The organism is Paenibacillus sp. RC73, assembly GCF_044908085.1.
GTDB classification, from domain to species: Bacteria; Bacillota; Bacilli; order Paenibacillales; family Paenibacillaceae; genus Paenibacillus; species Paenibacillus terrae_A.
On the sequence record NZ_JBIYCV010000006.1, the window covers coordinates 197,712 to 213,946 of the forward strand.

17 protein-coding genes and 1 pseudogene are annotated in these 16,235 nt (G+C 44.6%); 5 read left to right on the forward strand and 13 right to left on the reverse strand.

The window, feature by feature from the left end; translation table 11 throughout:
- Positions 1-4 precede the first annotated feature (4 nt).
- Positions 5-1,402 (reverse strand): DHA2 family efflux MFS transporter permease subunit, encoded by a 1,398-nt coding sequence (locus ABH897_RS16150; protein ID WP_404592490.1) that lies wholly within the window; start codon positions 1,400-1,402, stop codon positions 5-7.
- A 453-nt stretch (positions 1,403-1,855) separates the two neighbouring features.
- Here ABH897_RS16150 and ABH897_RS16155 point away from each other — a divergent pair, with 453 nt between their 5' ends.
- From ABH897_RS16155 to ABH897_RS16165, 3 genes are all read left to right on the forward strand, one after another.
- Entirely contained in the window at positions 1,856-1,993 is a 138-nt protein-coding gene (locus ABH897_RS16155) for a hypothetical protein (protein ID WP_404592497.1), read from the forward strand.
- Positions 1,994-2,272: 279 nt separating this feature from the next.
- Positions 2,273-2,734 (forward strand): SDR family NAD(P)-dependent oxidoreductase, encoded by a 462-nt coding sequence (locus ABH897_RS16160; RefSeq protein WP_404592392.1) that lies wholly within the window; start codon positions 2,273-2,275, stop codon positions 2,732-2,734.
- A gap of 23 nt (positions 2,735-2,757) precedes the next feature.
- The gene (locus ABH897_RS16165) at positions 2,758-3,027 is read left to right on the forward strand and encodes an SDR family oxidoreductase (RefSeq protein ID WP_349361948.1); all 270 of its coding nucleotides are present in this window, start codon (positions 2,758-2,760) and stop codon (positions 3,025-3,027) included.
- A gap of 325 nt (positions 3,028-3,352) precedes the next feature.
- Here the strand turns inward: ABH897_RS16165 and ABH897_RS16170 are convergent.
- Positions 3,353-3,541: pseudogene (locus ABH897_RS16170) on the reverse strand (TetR/AcrR family transcriptional regulator); the annotation flags it as partial.
- Positions 3,542-3,879: 338 nt separating this feature from the next.
- Between ABH897_RS16170 and ABH897_RS16175 the strand changes: the two are divergent.
- The gene (locus ABH897_RS16175) at positions 3,880-4,914 is read left to right on the forward strand and encodes an IS630 family transposase (protein WP_404592393.1); all 1,035 of its coding nucleotides are present in this window, start codon (positions 3,880-3,882) and stop codon (positions 4,912-4,914) included.
- 135 nt (positions 4,915-5,049) lie between these two features.
- Here the strand turns inward: ABH897_RS16175 and ABH897_RS16180 are convergent, their stop codons facing one another.
- Positions 5,050-6,483: a glycoside hydrolase family 1 protein gene (locus ABH897_RS16180; RefSeq protein ID WP_404592394.1), complete on the reverse strand. Its 1,434-nt coding sequence runs from the start codon at positions 6,481-6,483 to the stop codon at positions 5,050-5,052.
- An 89-nt stretch (positions 6,484-6,572) separates the two neighbouring features.
- On the opposite strand from ABH897_RS16180, the gene ABH897_RS16185 reads away from it, so the two are divergent.
- Positions 6,573-7,496: a helix-turn-helix transcriptional regulator gene (locus ABH897_RS16185; RefSeq protein ID WP_404592395.1), complete on the forward strand. Its 924-nt coding sequence runs from the start codon at positions 6,573-6,575 to the stop codon at positions 7,494-7,496.
- A 278-nt stretch (positions 7,497-7,774) separates the two neighbouring features.
- Here ABH897_RS16185 and ABH897_RS16190 read toward each other — a convergent pair whose 3' ends face one another.
- The 10 genes from ABH897_RS16190 to ABH897_RS16235 all read right to left on the reverse strand — a co-directional run bounded on the left by ABH897_RS16190 (position 7,775) and on the right by ABH897_RS16235 (position 16,205).
- Positions 7,775-8,815 (reverse strand): NADH:flavin oxidoreductase, encoded by a 1,041-nt coding sequence (locus ABH897_RS16190; protein ID WP_283654520.1) that lies wholly within the window; start codon positions 8,813-8,815, stop codon positions 7,775-7,777.
- Between the two features lie 210 nt (positions 8,816-9,025).
- Positions 9,026-9,601, reverse strand: coding sequence for a TetR/AcrR family transcriptional regulator (locus ABH897_RS16195; RefSeq protein ID WP_283654519.1), 576 nt, complete (start codon positions 9,599-9,601; stop codon positions 9,026-9,028).
- Positions 9,602-10,493: 892 nt separating this feature from the next.
- The gene (locus ABH897_RS16200; protein ID WP_404519757.1) at positions 10,494-10,691 is read right to left on the reverse strand and encodes a preprotein translocase subunit TatA; all 198 of its coding nucleotides are present in this window, start codon (positions 10,689-10,691) and stop codon (positions 10,494-10,496) included.
- A gap of 480 nt (positions 10,692-11,171) precedes the next feature.
- Positions 11,172-11,504, reverse strand: a complete 333-nt coding sequence (locus ABH897_RS16205) for an Imm8 family immunity protein (RefSeq protein ID WP_283654517.1) — start codon at positions 11,502-11,504, stop codon at positions 11,172-11,174.
- 58 nt (positions 11,505-11,562) lie between these two features.
- Positions 11,563-11,769, reverse strand: a complete 207-nt coding sequence (locus tag ABH897_RS16210; protein WP_283654516.1) for a hypothetical protein — start codon at positions 11,767-11,769, stop codon at positions 11,563-11,565.
- Between the two features lie 23 nt (positions 11,770-11,792).
- Complete coding sequence (locus ABH897_RS16215) at positions 11,793-12,152, reverse strand: hypothetical protein (protein ID WP_283654515.1); 360 nt, start codon at positions 12,150-12,152, stop codon at positions 11,793-11,795.
- 496 nt (positions 12,153-12,648) lie between these two features.
- Complete coding sequence (locus tag ABH897_RS16220) at positions 12,649-13,977, reverse strand: ABC transporter permease (protein WP_283654514.1); 1,329 nt, start codon at positions 13,975-13,977, stop codon at positions 12,649-12,651.
- Positions 13,970-14,872, reverse strand: a complete 903-nt coding sequence (locus tag ABH897_RS16225; RefSeq protein ID WP_283654513.1) for an ABC transporter ATP-binding protein — start codon at positions 14,870-14,872, stop codon at positions 13,970-13,972. Before ABH897_RS16225 ends, ABH897_RS16220 begins: the two co-directional genes overlap by 8 nt.
- Positions 14,869-15,777, reverse strand: a complete 909-nt coding sequence (locus ABH897_RS16230; protein WP_283656182.1) for an ATP-binding cassette domain-containing protein — start codon at positions 15,775-15,777, stop codon at positions 14,869-14,871. The genes ABH897_RS16225 and ABH897_RS16230 overlap by 4 nt, the downstream gene beginning before the upstream one ends.
- 26 nt (positions 15,778-15,803) lie before the next feature.
- On the reverse strand, positions 15,804-16,205 hold the full coding sequence (locus ABH897_RS16235) for a GntR family transcriptional regulator (protein ID WP_404581161.1): 402 nt from the start codon (positions 16,203-16,205) through the stop codon (positions 15,804-15,806).
- Positions 16,206-16,235 lie beyond the last annotated feature (30 nt).

A 16,235-nucleotide genomic window follows, 5' to 3' on the forward strand; every position in this document is an offset into this window, starting at 1 on the left:
CTCATTATGACCAGTCTGATTTGGCGACTTTCACTCGTCTAACGAACACTCCAAGAACAAGCCCAGCAACGGCAATCAACATAGCGAACAAAAGTGCGTTCTGCATGCCTGCAGTCAATGCCAGTATTGCATTAGCCGGGTCTGAAGGGTTAGGTACATCCTTCATAAAGTTTGCTACTCCGCTTGTCATAACGCTAACCGCTACTGCTAATCCGAGAGCCCCAGCAATCTGCTGTAGCGTAGTCATTATTGCCGTTCCATCCGGGTACATTTCGGCAGGAAGCTGGTTAAGCCCATTCGATTGAGAAGGCATCCATACCATTACAATTCCAATCATTAGGCAGGAATGCAGTATCACAATCAAAGTAATCGTGGATGCCGTCGTGATACTAGAAAAGAACCACAGTGAGGCCACGGCTAAGAGCAAACCGGGAACAACCAGAAATTTGGTTCCAAATTTATCAAAGAGCGTCCCAATGACGGGGGAAAGAACAGCAGAAAGGATACTGCCCGGAAGAAGAATGAGACCCACCTTCAGAGCGCTTATTTCAAGAACGCGAATCATAAACATCGGAAGAATGAACATGGCCGACATTTCAGACATCATGCAAACGAACACCAGCAATGTACCGATAACAAACATCGGATTTTTAAGCGTTCTTAAGTTCATAAGCGGTTCCTTCATGTTCAGTTGCCGGAATACAAATAGTATCAAGGCTACAATGCCCATGATTAGGGATACAATGACCTTGGAGTCGCTCCAGCCATGATCGCTTTCTCCAACTGTACTAACAGCGTACACGACACCCCCAAAACCCAAGGTTGACAAGATCAAAGAGTAAAGGTCGATACGTGGTTTAGTTATTGGTGATACATTCTTTATATACGTGGCGCCAACAAGCAAAGCAATCAGGAGGGTCATTAAAGACAACCAAAATATCCAATGCCAACTCAGCTTATCGAGCAATAGACCCGAGATGGTTGGACCAATAGCAGGTCCCACCGTGAAAACAAGCGTAACCAGGCCCATCGCTGATCCGCGTTTCTCAGCCGGAAATATGATTAGAGCTGTATTGAACATCAATGGGAACAGGAGACTCGCTCCTACGGCTTGTAATATACGTCCTACCAACAGGATTTCAAAACTTCCGGCCATGCCTCCAATAGCTGAACCTACGATTGAGATAATGAGTGAGGCTAAGAAAAGTTGCCTCGTGGTAAACCACTGGATCAACAATCCTGAAAGCGGAACTAAAATTCCCAGTGTGAGTAAATAACCACTACTTAGCCACTGGACTGTGGATTCGGTAATAGCAAAACGGTTAATCAAATCGCTAAGAGCTATATTAATTGCAGTTTCATTAAACGTACCTATTATACCGGCCAGCATTAACGAAAACATGATAGGTAAAACTTTAACATTTGGAACCGATTGCTGTTCTGAAACAGTACCTGATTGCAAAACCTTCACTCCTCTATTTCTTACTAATTTTCACTGCATTACTATCCGCAGCACGGGATATTTTTATATTAGTAAGCGCGTTCACCAGAACCACGGTAACAGGCAGCGCATTGAGTTATTTTCATATCTGCACCTCCTCTTGTATATTTATCTCATTCTCTCTCTAAAACCCATGGAAAAGTAAACTCGGAAGCGAACAGTATAGCCACCGCTTCGATTTCAGCCACATTTGATAAAAATGTTGGACCTGTTGAGTAGAGGAGAACTTTTAGCTTTTTGATCATATCACACGCGTGTCAAGTACCCCCCCGTAAACTCAAAAAAAGTCAACCCCCTTTTTTTTCGACCTACAAATGAAAGGCTGCTCAATCGCCTTATCAAACTCGGAAATGGATGCCACTTTTTTTATGCTCTGTCGCCTTTGGTGTAGTTTCATGGTCTGGAGCATTTCGTATCCATGGACAGAATCATGGGCTTGTCGCTCTGTCCATTCAAAACGAAGTGGGTTCCAGCGCATCGACCACGGCGTGAATTTTCGCGCTTAATCCTCCTCGGGATCGCCCAATTGCTTGCTTGTCTTACCCCTTCTCTTTAAGAGCTAGACAGATAGCCTGATATTTTACCAACAGCAGCAATAAAAAAAACACCATTTTTAACAGCCGAAAATCTATGGAGTTCCAACCTTCTTCTTGATGTGAATAGATATCTGTGCCTGACAATGGATATATTGAAAAAAACTCAAGAGGACCACGTTGAAACGTCTCTTTGAGAATGAGATTAACTGAGCTGCTATGAATGGAGGAAAAATGTATGGAAACGAAGAAAGTCGCTTTTGTTACTGGAGGATCGCGTGGAATCGGGGCTGCTATCGTAAAACGACTTGCTGCAGAAGGTGCGTCAGTAGGTTTTACTTACTCAAGTTCACAAGAACGAGCTGAACAATTAGTCAAGGTAGTCGAAGCAGAAGGAGGGCGTGCCCTGGCTTTGAAGGCGGATAGTAGCAAATTTGAAGATATTCGTGCTGCAATTACTGAAACGATAAATGCATTTGGAAATATCAATATCCTTGTCAATAATGCCGCAGTTTCCATCCGTAAACCATACGAACAGATTGCCCCAGATGAATTTGATCATGTGATTTCCGTCAATGTTCGGTCAATCTTCCTGTCAGTACAGACGGTTGCACCGCAGATGGGTCACGGTGGACGAATCATTAATATTGGCAGTCTTAATTCGCAAAACAATCCCTTTCCAACCATACTCTTTATGTAACTTCAAAAGCGGCTTTAGCTGGTCTGACTCGTGCGTTGGCGCGTGATCTGGGTCCCCAGGGAATAACGATTAACAATATTCAGCCAGGGGCCACTGATACAGACATGAATCCCGCTGACTCCCCAGCTGCACTGGAATATGCACGCTCTATTGCGCTTGGTCGGTATGGAACTCCTGAAGAAGTTGCAAGTATGGTAGCTTTCATAGCTAGCGAAGAAGCTAGCTATATTACCGGAGCCACAATAAATGTGGACGGGGAACTGCAATCTAGAATTCATAATCTGCTCAGATGAGATGCTGAGCTTTTTTCTGATGAGATAAGTATTGCTTCCAGCAGGAAGAGCGACTGTAATGGCCTTGGCACTTTGCGAGTCCAAAGCGGGCAATAACGAAAACGAAGTTAAATTAAGCAGCCTAGGTCCGGTATTCAACCGGACCTTATGGTTTAGACCAAATTGAATACGTTCTTGGTTAATCCCAGCTCCACGCCCGAATTAACGATGAAACACCCTTGACGTTCTCCTTCTTTCCTCATTGTTGACTCTAAAAATTGTCGAATTAATCCCTTTACCGGTTCTTGCTTTTCAACCAGGAATTTCATTTTTTATTTTGAATAGCCTCATATCGTTGGAGTGCCTTCATAAATAAGGCATGCTTATCACCAAAAGTATCATAGATACTTCTTCTGTGAATTCCCATAAAGTCAACTAATTCTTGCATTGAAGTTTTCTCGTAATCTTGCACTCAAAACAGGTGTATCGCTTTATCTAATACTTCATTAATTTCAAATTCTTTGGATCTTGCCATTGTAATCACCTCATGCATTCATTTTACATTGAAGTGAACGATCGGCAAACTAGAGAGTAAAACGTGAATAAAATCAAGCGTGGCGCTTGATTTTATTCTTTGTGAGCATTACAGGTATGAGACCTATTTAAATGCTTAACGAAGGATTCTTCGTTTGTCTGCTTGTAACCAATCGGGCGTCCATCCTTTTTCCATCGCATCCAGGGTTACTCCTGCTTTCTCCGTATTGTTCCCCCAAAAACCAAATGTACCTGTACCTATATAAAAAGTACTAAAGAAGTTAACGATCCTTCAATTGGGTAATTAAAAGTAAGACCAAATGTAAGGTGGGGAAGCACATGAGTTCATCTGAAATGGATCAAATAAACGAAGCCATGAAGCATACCCATGACAAACGGCTATATGAACGCTATTTGGCTGTCCGCCTTCACCTCGAAGGACAGTCGTTTACTGAAATTGCACATACGTTAGGTCTGGTTCGCCAGACCATTAGCAAGTGTTGGGATTTGTACCAAACCTATGGATTGGAAGGCCTTCCTATGAAGCATTCACCAGGAAAGCCACCAAAGCTGAGCGAGGAACAACACGAACAACTTGCCGAAATGCTGGTGAGCAAGCGGCCCGCCGATGTCGGTTTTGAAGCCAGGTACACCTGGACACTGGCCTTAATCGCCGCCTGGATTCAGCGTGAGTTTGGACAGGAATACAGCGTTCGCGGTGTTCGCAAAGTGTTGGGACGACTGGGATTTAGCTTCACCAAAGCAACGTATACCCTGGCCAAAGCAGATCCACAGGAGCAGACCGTTTTTCGGGATGTCACGTTCCCGCAGTTGAAACGCAAGCTGGAGGATGGAGACATCGACCATCTGTTATTTGAAGATGAGTCCACAATCCGGGCGTATCAGGCGCTACAATATAACGGGTTTCCGAAAGGAAAACAGCAACAGATTCAAACCCATGGCAAGCATGAAGGAACCAAGTTGTTTGGTGCGATCCACTACGAGACGGGGCAAGTCCATCACTATGAAGTCGAACAAGCGAATGTGGCCGCCTGGATTCGTTTTCTGACGATGCTGCTGGAAGCTTACCCAACCGGAAAAATAGTCCTTATTTTGGATAATAGTCGCATCCATCATGCCCGGGCGCTTCAACCCTTTTTACAAAAACACCGTCGTTTGGAGCTTGTATTCTTGCCGCCCTACAGCCCCGATCTCAACCTCATGGAGGGCGTCTGGAAGTGGCTCAAAAGTGATGTCATTAACAACGTATTTTTCAAAAAATTTTACCAGATTCGTCTCCACGTCACGAAATTTATGAATCGACTGAACAAGCACCCGAAAGAAACCATTGATCGCTTGCTTGTTAGGTTATAATCTTTAGTGCGCTTTATTTGCAGCTAGCCATAAAATTTGCTGTCTGAACAACCCCTATAGAGAAAACAAAAAAAACCGCAATTATCACGGTTTCTTAAGCATGCTATTCTTGTGCTTGGGCAAAAACAAATTTGGCTACAGTTCTTCGCCATTGGATTCAATGACTTTTTTGTACCAGTAGAAGCTCTTCTTCGGCGTTCTGCTCAGATCACCATTGCCATCGTTGTCTTTGTTGACATGGATGAAGCCGTAGCGTTTTTTCATTTCGCCTGTTGAAGCACTAACCAGGTCGATACAACCCCACATCGTATAAGCAATGAGCTCCACGCCGTCTGCTACCGCTTCCTTCATTTGTTCAATGTGACCTCTCAAATATTGAATGCGATAATCATCCTGAATTGAACCATCTTCCTGCACCACATCTACAGCACCCAGGCCGTTCTCTACCACCATCAGTGGAATCTGGTAACGGTCATACAGGTGATTCAGCGTGTAACGCAAACCTTTTGGATCGATCTGCCATCCCCAGTCGGACGACTCCAGATATGGATTTTTGATGCCGCCCAGCAGATTACCGCCTGTTTTCTCCAGCGAATCATCCGCACTTTCGACCATGGACATGTAATAGCTGAAGGAGTAGAAATCCACGCACCCTTCCCGCAATGTCTGTTCATCTTCCGGTTGCATCTCGATACGGATTCCCTGCTCGGCAAAGAAACGTTTGGCAAACCCGGGATACGCCCCTCTGACCTGCACATCACCACAGATCATATTCGAAATTTGGTCCTTTTGCTGTGCAAGCAAAATATCGTCCGGATTGCATGTGTTCGGGTACGTTGTCATGAAAGCGACCATACAGCCGATTTGGAAATCGGTGTTGATCTCATGCCCTAGCTTGACCGCCTTCGCACTTGCCACAAATTGATGGTGCAGCGCCTGGAAGCGGGTCTGCGGATCATCGACCCCATCTGTCAGCGTCTCTTTGCCTTCGAACAGAATACCTGCGGCCATATAAGCCCCCATAGGCATCGTCAGACAGTTGATCTCGTTGAAGGTCAGCCAGTATTTAACCTGATCCTTGTATCTGTTGAAGAGGGTTGTACAATATCGGATGTAACAATCGATAACTTCCCGTGATGCCCAGCCGTTATACTTCTCGGTCAGACCGAATGGCGTTTCATAATGGGAAATGGTCACCAGCGGCTCAATGTTGTACTTTTTCAACTCGGCAAAAACGTTATCGTAGAACTGCAATCCCTCTTCGTTCGGCTCCAGATCGTAACCGTTCGGATAGATTCTTGACCAGTTGATCGACATGCGGAACATTTTGAATCCCATTTGGGCCATCAAGGCAATATCCTCTTTGTAATGTCCATAAAAATCAACCGCTTCATGGCTCGGATAATACGTTCCCTCTTCAAGTACAGGCGTGATCCGCCGCGGTGTCGTGTGGGTTCCGCCTGTCATCATATCGGAAGTGCTCGGGCCTTTGTCGCCCTTGTTCCATCCACCTTCAAATTGATTGGCAGCCGTTGCTCCACCCCAGAAAAATCCATCTTTCATTGTCATAACCAGTTCCTCCTCCAATGTCTCATCAAGACTTCAAAACTAGTGTAACATCCATACCCTGACACCTTCTGTCATGGTATAATCATGGCATGGAAAATAACCGATTATTCAGAATGATGCTGCTGTTATTGGAGAAAAAGAAAGCGACCGCCCCGGAACTGGCCCGTTTGTTCGAAATATCCGTGCGTACGGTGTACCGTGATATCGACAGGCTGAGTGCAGCAGGCATTCCTGTGTACACCACAACCGGAAAACATGGCGGCATTCATCTTATGGACAACTTTGTCATGGACAAGTCTCTCTTGTCCGAAGACGATCAAAATGAAATTTTGCTTGGACTATACAGCGTCAGTGCCATCCCTCATCTCAACAGTGCCCATATGCTGAAACGGTTGACCGCGATGTTTGATCACAAGCTGGAATGGATCGAATTCGATTTCTCCCCCTGGCGCAGCATTTCACTGCAGGAGAGAGAACTGTTCAATCAGGTGAAGCAGGCCATACTCACGAAACAGCTTATGACGTTTCATTATATCGACTCCAATGGTGAACCAAGTTTAGAGACCGTCGAACCTGTCAAATTAATATTCAAAAATAACACCTGGTACTTCAAAGGTAAAGGTCAGAGCACGCCGAGCCTTACAGAAGCACAGACTTTCAAGATGAAAAGGGTCTCTGAGCTCAAACTGCTGTCAAAGCCCCTCGATCAGAGCATGACAGCGGGATTAAGGGTCTCCGAAAAACACGTTACCAGTCCTCCAGTTTCCATGAAACTGATATTCTCTAGTACCATTGCGTACAGAGTGCATGATTTTTTTGAACCCTCCCGGATTGAAAAGCAACCTGATGGCAGGCTGCACGTCTCTCTGGAAGTACATGAGGGGGAACAATTGTATTCGTTCCTGATGTCATTTGGAGCGGAGTTGACCGTGGTTAAACCTCCCCATATTCGGCAGGAACTGCTCAGACGACATATCGATGCGGTAGAACATTTGCAAATGATCACCTTTTGATTTCATATTTAACATTTGGATTAACCTTGTACTTAAATCGTCGCTTCCTAGTGTAATTAGGTGATCATCAAAACAGGTATGATACCAAAGTTCTCGTCCTCCGACATAGGTAGCGATGTTTCTTACAAACTAACTCTCTTAGAGCAGACTAATTCATAAATCATGATGCCAAAAATAAACTGAAGAGCCTCCGTTGCTGTTTTGGAGCGTTTAACCCCTCCTGCAAGCTCGGCGTTGACTTTGTCGCCAAAACGATCCATAGAGATATGGTGTATTACTTAAGTAAGTACTTTAGTCGCTTCTGAAGTAAAAGGAATCAGTTCGTCTATACGTCCTTCACGAATTTTCTTAGCCCATGCAGGATCGACCATTAGCGAGCGTCCAACTGCCACCAAGTCAAATTCTTCATTCTCAAGTCGTTGAACCAGTCCATCGATGCCGACGTTATTGGCTCCTTTTCCTTCGGTGAAAAGACTTGTGAATTCACCGTCAAGGCCAACAGATCCAACCGTAATTGTTGGTTTGCCAGTCAACTTTTTGGTCCATCCGGCAAAGTTCAGATCAGAGCCCTCGAATTCCGGCTCCCAGAAACGTCGTGTGGAACAGTGGAAAATATCGACGCCCGCATTAACAAGTGGCGCCAAGAATTGCTCCAGCAATTCCGGAGTTTCTGCCAATTTAGCTTGGAAGTCATCAGTCTTCCATTGCGATAAACGCAGAACAATCGGGAATTCCGGTCCAACTACCTCACGGCAAGCCTCAATGACTTCAACTGCAAAGCGTGTGCGTGCAAGCATATCCCCACCATAACGATCTGTACGCGGATTGGTTTTCTCATAGAAGAATTGATCAATCAGATAGCTGTGCGCACCGTGTAACTCAATACCATCGAACCCAAGACGCTTCGCCTCAGAAGCTGCCTGTGCAAATGCCTGGACGATTTCAGTAATTTCAGCTTCCGAATAATCGCCAACATGACCTTTAGCTCCCATATGCCAGATCTGTGGAATGATCCGTCCACCAGCCTCATGTACCTCTGACACTACGTTCGCCCAGCCATTTAGTGCAGCTCCGCCATAAAAGTGCGGCACGTTAACTTGATTGGATGCATCCGGATGATTAATTACCGTTCCTTCTGTCACAATAAGACCCACACCGTTCTCCGCTCTGCGGCGGTAATAGGAAGCGACATTTGCACCTGGTATACCGTCCGGAGAAAATTGACGAGTCATCGGTGCCATCACAATCCGATTGGATAATTTCAAGTTTCCTAATTCTATAGGTTGGAACAGCGGTTCTACTGATTGAGAATAATTCATAATAGCCTCCAAAAATTTAGTTTTTTTATAAAATGCTTAGATCGCTTCACCGGCCATGACCCATGTTAATATCAGCTTGACTTACAGATGAATCGTTCAAAGAACTTTATCGAAAAGCCCCACCTCCTCAAATTTCATCGTTAAACCGTCCTTCACTACAACAATGCATCAGTTCTTGACTACAAAGTCAAGAATGAGACAAAAAAAAGATCAAGGCAACATCATGGCAAAAGACGTACGTAAGACCGCCTCGATCTGTTCACGCGATGAACCGGATTTCTCCATAATTTTTACACCCAGTATGGTGTTATTTAGATAAGCTGCAAGCTCTTTGCTAGAAAAACGGTTCGAAATTAACTGCTGTTCCTGACCGTTACGGATGATCTTCTCTAAAATCTGTTGAACCTCTTCTAACATTAGCTCATTTTCTAGCGTGACCTGCTCGTCATCTGTTCCGAATTCCAGTGAGGAATTCACCATTAGACATCCTTGGCAGCCGGATTCGTCGTCTAAAAGTGAATGGCGCAAAGAATCCAGTTTATCAAGCGGAGATGAGGCTTGTGCTTCGATCTTCTTCAATTTCCCTACGCTCTGTTCGCGATAGAGTGCCAGCGCTTTGAGGAACAATGAGCGTTTGTCATTAAATACACAATACAAACTTTGCTTCTTGACCCCTGTCGTACGAGTAAGATCCTCATAAGAGGTTGACTTGAATCCTTGATTCCAGAACACTTCCATAGACTGCTGCAATGCACGATCGACATCAAATTCTCTTGGTCTGCTCATAGGGTAAAACTATCACTTCCTGACCATGTAGTCAACAATAAAATATCTCTTCATCTATTTGGTGATCATTCTCAATAAACCCATAAAAGTTGAAGCCTGATAAGGTGTGAGTAATTCTTATAAATGAGACTAAAAAAGCATAAAATAGGCTGTTTTTATGCTTACAAATGAGATTAATTATATCGTAACTTGAGACTTTTTGTATTTTATATAATTATGGTTGAGACTTTACGTTTTCTATGACTAGCGGTAGATCAAAATATAAAAAAATCAGCTTCTACTAAACTCTGAGTAGGCCGATAATACTAAATTCGCCGAATTGTATAGACGTAAGGTCAGCTATGAGTGTAGATAATCGATTTGCAGGCCTGTTAACTGTATATTTATTTAGATAGTTTTTAAATAGATAGTTATGAGTAAAAAAAATCGCTTCCTCGCTGTAGTGAATGCCTACTGTCTGTTGTCTAATAGAGCAAAAAAGGTTTGATGTTCTTTGGTATCATTATTTTGTGTTAAATATTTGAACAGCTCATTAATATATTTAACTTTCTCGTCCACCAGACTTTCTCCCCTTCTATTGTTGTTAGTGTTACTTAATTTAACTTTTTGCACGACTTTATATCAAATTACTGGCAATAAAAACAATTTCACCATATAAAACCTTGTTCCATTGTACTACATGCCACTCAATATCTTTGGATTTTACTTATAAATAATTCACATTACACCATTATTTCCATATTCATATCGTATTTATACATAATTCCACCCTGCGTAATTCTGCCATCCGAACCTTTAGCATTTCCCCATACTTCTTCAACTACCATGTACTCATTAGCAAGCTTGACGATTTTGAATCAGATAGAACCTCTTGCTGTACTCTCCACTTTCGTCATAACAGATATTTCTGTTGTGCTTCCTGTTCATCGTAGCCGTTATGTATCATGACGTTCAGGATGGCGCGGGAGATGGAATTGGTGTAACCGTACAAGCAACTACGAAACCTTTCCCATGAGATGTCATACAGGACAACAAACGCCCGATGAGTTAGCCCTAACTTCTGAATACATTCCTTAACAGGATGATTCATGAACGTATTCTCCTTTCGAGATGTTTTCCCTTATAGGTTAGACACTCTACAGGCAGGAATCACACCCAGACATACAGAAGCATTAGGAAGACTCTTGTATTTGTCACATCAGAATTACTCATTAATAACAAGACAGCCTAGTTAATAACGGTAAGCCCCGAATAGATTCGATTAGATTTCCGCATCTCGTCACACTATTTGGATGCTACTCCGATCGGTTCATTATCAGCAAGGGTAAGAATAATCGAATTTTGCTTGGCTTCGCTATCTGCTGCCCGCTTAATTGACGGTGCATGGTGCGCATGGGTTGTGGCGGTACAGCAGATGAAAAAACAGATCAACCATGGTAGTATTTGACCATAATCAACCTGTTCAATGTAACGCTATTACGTTATTTAGGGTATAAAATTAAGGTATTAATGTGCGTACAAACATAATGGGGAAATCTTTTTACGGGTATTACATGGGTTATATGTGTTACTACTCATCCATCTCCCAACGAAAGTATTTGGAGAGATTATTGTATGCTTTATTAATATCATCATCTGTGCATTTATTAATAATACGATTCAAAGTTGCTTCAAGTATCTTTTCATTAAAGTCACTTGTAATAAAATGACCATGTCCGATTATGACATCACCTGGACCTACCATCCGTTCTAACCCTTTAGGACTAATTAATTCGAATGAAAACAAGTCTGATGCTCCATTTATGTCCTTAGGACCGATATCTATATGATAAGTAATATAAAAATCGTCTATATCATCACCCCAGTCCTCATATATCTTTGTTAGAGCCTTTATAATAAGCATTTAATCTACTCTCCTAATCCAAAATATCGATATGAACATTTCTAATTTGCTTTGGTGCTCATGTCTTATTATAGTTATTATAATTACGTTCTGTCCTAATCATGATATTTTCTTGGAAATTTGCTCTTACCATATTTTCTCCTGGCTTAAATTGAATTCTAAAAGCCCTCATTCCATCTGCACTTGAAAAACCAATAATTTCACCTGTCGTTTTATCAATAATATCTTTAGCACCCTCACCTACCCATGCTTTACCAGCATTCATTGCCTCTGTACGAGTAGAACTGCCTAGAAACTCATCAAAGCTCTGTCACTATATCGGAAATGGTTGCCTGTCTGCCGTTGATGTTCCATTAATGAGACTATATCTGTGAAGGGGTCCTGCTTATTATAATAAGCATCCAGCGCCTTTTCAAATTCTTGATCCACGTTTCTTTGATACCATCGTTCTCGTATATCAGAAGGAATATCGCTATAGGCTTGTACGGAAGCTTGATTGACTCCCTTTACATAGTTGATAAAGTCATGTATGGATTGTACTTCTCCATACCCCCTGGCACTCGTCCACACCTTGCCGAGAAAATCCATCATCGCATGCCGTTCGCGCGCCCTCTGTTCCTCCGCATTTACACAGGCTGTACGTATCAAGTAGCTGGTTATCTTAAACCGAAATCTAATATAAATGATATGTGAAATCATAATTTTTAAGGGTATATTTAACAATAAATCATCCTTATGTATGTATCGGACAGATGTTTACAGAAAGAACCATAGCTGTGTTCAATGAAAAAAAGGTAGGTTCGCAATTGAACCCACCCATTCGAAGAAATTATTTTCTTTTACCGAACGACCACAGTCCCACGTAAGGCTTCCAAGCCCATCATTCCTCCCTGAACGGCTTCTTTAGCATTGAACCTGTTGTACTCATGGCCATCCCAAACACAATCAGTAGTACCGTACTCAACAACATCAGCGTATTTTAATTTTTTTCTTTTGTCATTTTAAAGCCGTCCCCTCAAATAGTCCATTTCTCTGACACCTTCTTCTACTCAGACACCATACAACAACTTCACTAATGTATATCAATTCATAAATATTCATTTCTCAATAATTATGACACCACACACACAAATCAAATTCAATCCTATATCTTATACGCCTTCATCGCCTTACGCAGCTCCTTGAACGAAGGACGCTTGCCGTACATTAAGACGCCAGTACGGTAGATTTTGGCGGCTAGCCAGCCGAAGAACAGAATGGATGCGACCAGAATGGCAAGTGACAGCCAGATTTCCAGCAGGCTCGCCCGCTCCAGACCAATCCGCAGCAGCATGACGGTCGGCGAAAAAAACGGAATATACCCGGCGACCTTGACGAACATCGTATCAGGTGCGGCGATATTGAAGATACCGATATAAAAGGCTGCCAGTGACAACATGGTAATCGGCATGACCGCCTGCCCCAATTCTTCGGTACGGCTGACAATGGAGCCGACAGCAGCGAACAATACCGCGTACAGGAAGTAACCGAGGATGTAGAAAACCAGGCCATATCCAAGCACTGTGGTATTCAACTGCGACAGATCCAGCCCAGCCGAGCTGAGGATAACGCTGTTATGCGGCAGCATAAGGTTGGCGCACACCACAGCGGCAAAAACAGCAATTTGCATCAAGCCCACCAGAAAGATACCAATGATTTTCCCAAACATCTGGGTCAAAGGCGATACGCTCGTGATGAGAATTTCCATGATGCGTGAGCTTTTTTCCGAAGTCACTTCTGAGGCAATCATATTGCCTGTCATCATCGACGAGGTGAAGAACAAAATCATGAGTACATAGACCAAGCCATAGTTAATCATGGAAGCTTCTTTGTCCTCTGTTCCGGCAGCACGACCTGTCTCAGAGGGACTGTTCACTTCTCGACTGTGCACGGTAACAGGCGTACTAATTTCACGGACTTGCTCACTGGTCAAGGTATTCACACCGATCATAGCCTTGACCTTTGCCTCCTGAAGTCCAGTTTGCAGCAATGTGATTACAGCCGGGGACGGCTCTTTTTCAACCGATACGTACTCTACCTTGGGAAAAGTTTCTCCCGTTGCGGTAGGCCGTGTAAACTCCACATAGCCTTGCAGCCCCCCGTCTTTCAAAGCTTGCTGCATTGCGGGAGCTTGTGCGTTGTCATAACGCACCCAGGTAGCTGCCGGATTGGACTGAGCCTTCGTAAATTGCTCCAGTTGATCCGCGATCTCAGTCCGGCTTCCAGCGATCAGTCCCAGACGATGATGCTCAGCAGCGGATTTACCGGAACCCCCTGCACCACCCATTCCTTCTCCCTTAAACAAAGAAATCAGATACGGCAGATTCATGCCAATGGTAATGAGCAATGCCAGCACCAGCGTTGTAATGACAAAAGATTTGGTTCTCGCCTTCTGGCGAAACGTAAAACTGATAACCGTACCCAGTCTATTCATGAGAATCACCCACCTCTCGTATGAAAATTTCATTCAGCGTAGGCTCTTTAATTTCAAAATGCTCTACATCCGTTTGCTCCAACGCCGTTTGTAAAATCAACTTGGCCGCATCCGGCTGTTCAATATGCAGCATCCAGCCCTGGTCCATTCGCTCTACAAGGCGCACGCCGGGCAGTTGTTCCAGTCCGTTCACTTCGCCAGTCGTGATGAGACGAACTTTTTCACGCGGGTAGCGACCTTTAATCTCCTGCACATTTCCCTGCACAACTGTATTCGAACGATGCAAAATCGTAATATGGCGACACAGCTCCTCTACATGCTCCATCCGGTGAGTCGAAAATAAAATTGCAGCCCCGTCGTCCCGTAGCTCCTTCACCGTATCCTTAAGCAGCTCGACGTTCACAGGATCAAGCCCGCTGAATGCCTCATCCAAAATGAGCAACGTCGGGCGATGCACAACGGCTGCAATAAAGCCCATTTTCTGCTGATTACCCTTGGATAACTCTTCAATCCGCTTATTGTAATATTCAGGCACGCCGAAGCGTTCCAGCCAATAGCGCAGACTTTTGTCCGCATCCTTGGACGACATTCCGCGTAGCCTGCCTAAATAGTTAATTTGCTCGCTCACCTTTACCTTGGGATACAACCCTCGTTCCTCAGGCAAATAACCCATCGTCCGTTGAAGCTCCTTGCTATATGGCTTGCCCTCATATTGAATGCTTCCGCCATCAGGGTAAATTAGGCCAAGTACCATGCGCATCGTTGTCGTTTTGCCTGCTCCATTGCCTCCCAGCAGTCCGTAAATCTCTCCGCCGTTCACATTCAGCGAAATGCCGTTAACCGCCGTGTGGTTGCCATATTGCTTCACAACCTGCTCCAATTGCAGCATACTCATGAATCTCCAGCCCCCTTTTTCTCCCCTAAAATCTCTGTACCTCCCGGGATTTGTCCCGCAGACCAATGCCATAAAATATCATCCAGCTCCAGACTCCGTATACGAATCGGGCGAATGCCCGCCTGCTCCAATATCGCGCTAGCTTCTCCGGCTGCCAACGTTACAATTCGCTGCAATCCGCCTTCGCTCTCTGTCTCTATAACTCCCGGCAGCTCCGATGCTTCCTCCGGCGTCCCCTCAAACCACATTTCCTTGCTATTTTCGAGCAGGTGGTCCTTTTCCAGCTTACCGAGCAGCCTTCCTTCATGCATCAGGACAATATAGTCCGCCAGGCGCTTGATCTCTTCCATGATATGAGTGGCAATAATAACCGTCGTTTTGCCGTTTTCCATACAATCCCGCAGTTCCTCCAGCATAATCTTCCATGCAAAAGGGTCCAATCCAGACGAAGGTTCATCAAGCAGCAGCAAACGGGGATGAGGTGCCAAGGCAGCAGCCAGTTCAAACTTGCGGCGCTCACCCTTGGACATACGCGATAATCTCGTGTGCTGCGGGACCTGAAAGCGTTCCAGCAACCGCTTGAAACGCGTTTCGTCCCAGCCCGGATACCATAATGCCCGAAAAGCCGCTGCTGCTTCTGCTGTAAGTCGGTCTTCCTCACGGGTCGGCTGCTCCGGCACATATCCAACCCACTGCCGCGTATCTACGGACATACCATTTGGATACGCCTGACCGAACCAGTGAATTACACCGGAATCCGGGTGGATAAGCTGGGTTAGCAGATGCAGCAATGTGCTTTTCCCTGATCCGTTATGTCCGGCCAAAGCAATCACATATCCCGGTTCAATCGTCAAATTAATCGGTCCGATCTCCCGGTTTCCCCGCTTTTTATAGACTTGGCTCATCTCAATGATTGGTGTTTCCACGGGCTTCACTCCTTCGCTTGGACTTCATACTTTCTCTTCACCATGTCTGCGAAAAGCTCCAACAATTCCTGTTCCGTCATCTGTACCGCCACGCCTGTAGCAATCGCCGTCTCCAGTGCCTCGGTCACCGCTTTAAGGCGGTAGCCTGAGCGCATATCTTCCTCGACCATAGCTACGAAGGTTCCCGTTCCCTGCCGGGTACGAAGCAAACCTTCGTTTTCCAAATCCTGATAAACCCGCCGGACGGTAATCACGCTACAACGGAGTGTCCCCGCAAACTCCCGGATGGAGGGAAGCAGCGTTCCTGCTGCAATCTGCCCGGTCACGATGAGTGAACGAAGCTGCTTTTCAATCTGCGCATACAGCGGTTCCGCGCTATTCTCATCAATTTGCACCGGTATGTTCACCTGCTTCTCCCCCCTTATTGATCTTTATAT

Excerpts from the sequence above, each read along its gene's own strand:
- ABH897_RS16230 (WP_283656182.1), bottom strand. The coding sequence starts at position 15,777 with ATGAGCCAAGTCTATAAAAAGCGGGGAAACCGGGAGATCGGACCGATT.
- ABH897_RS16205 (WP_283654517.1), bottom strand. The coding sequence starts at position 11,504 with ATGCTTATTATAAAGGCTCTAACAAAGATATATGAGGACTGGGGTGAT.
- ABH897_RS16150 (WP_404592490.1), bottom strand. The coding sequence starts at position 1,402 with ATGTTTTCGTTAATGCTGGCCGGTATAATAGGTACGTTTAATGAAACT.
- ABH897_RS16190 (WP_283654520.1), bottom strand. The coding sequence starts at position 8,815 with ATGAATTATTCTCAATCAGTAGAACCGCTGTTCCAACCTATAGAATTA.
- ABH897_RS16180 (WP_404592394.1), bottom strand. The coding sequence starts at position 6,483 with ATGACAATGAAAGATGGATTTTTCTGGGGTGGAGCAACGGCTGCCAAT.
- ABH897_RS16185 (WP_404592395.1), top strand. The coding sequence starts at position 6,573 with ATGGAAAATAACCGATTATTCAGAATGATGCTGCTGTTATTGGAGAAA.
- ABH897_RS16195 (WP_283654519.1), bottom strand. The coding sequence starts at position 9,601 with ATGAGCAGACCAAGAGAATTTGATGTCGATCGTGCATTGCAGCAGTCT.
- ABH897_RS16155 (WP_404592497.1), top strand. The coding sequence starts at position 1,856 with ATGCCACTTTTTTTATGCTCTGTCGCCTTTGGTGTAGTTTCATGGTCT.
- ABH897_RS16210 (WP_283654516.1), bottom strand. The coding sequence starts at position 11,769 with ATGAATGCTGGTAAAGCATGGGTAGGTGAGGGTGCTAAAGATATTATT.
- ABH897_RS16225 (WP_283654513.1), bottom strand. The coding sequence starts at position 14,872 with ATGAGTATGCTGCAATTGGAGCAGGTTGTGAAGCAATATGGCAACCAC.
- ABH897_RS16175 (WP_404592393.1), top strand. The coding sequence starts at position 3,880 with ATGAGTTCATCTGAAATGGATCAAATAAACGAAGCCATGAAGCATACC.
- ABH897_RS16160 (WP_404592392.1), top strand. The coding sequence starts at position 2,273 with ATGGAAACGAAGAAAGTCGCTTTTGTTACTGGAGGATCGCGTGGAATC.
- ABH897_RS16200 (WP_404519757.1), bottom strand. The coding sequence starts at position 10,691 with ATGAATCATCCTGTTAAGGAATGTATTCAGAAGTTAGGGCTAACTCAT.
- ABH897_RS16220 (WP_283654514.1), bottom strand. The coding sequence starts at position 13,977 with ATGAATAGACTGGGTACGGTTATCAGTTTTACGTTTCGCCAGAAGGCG.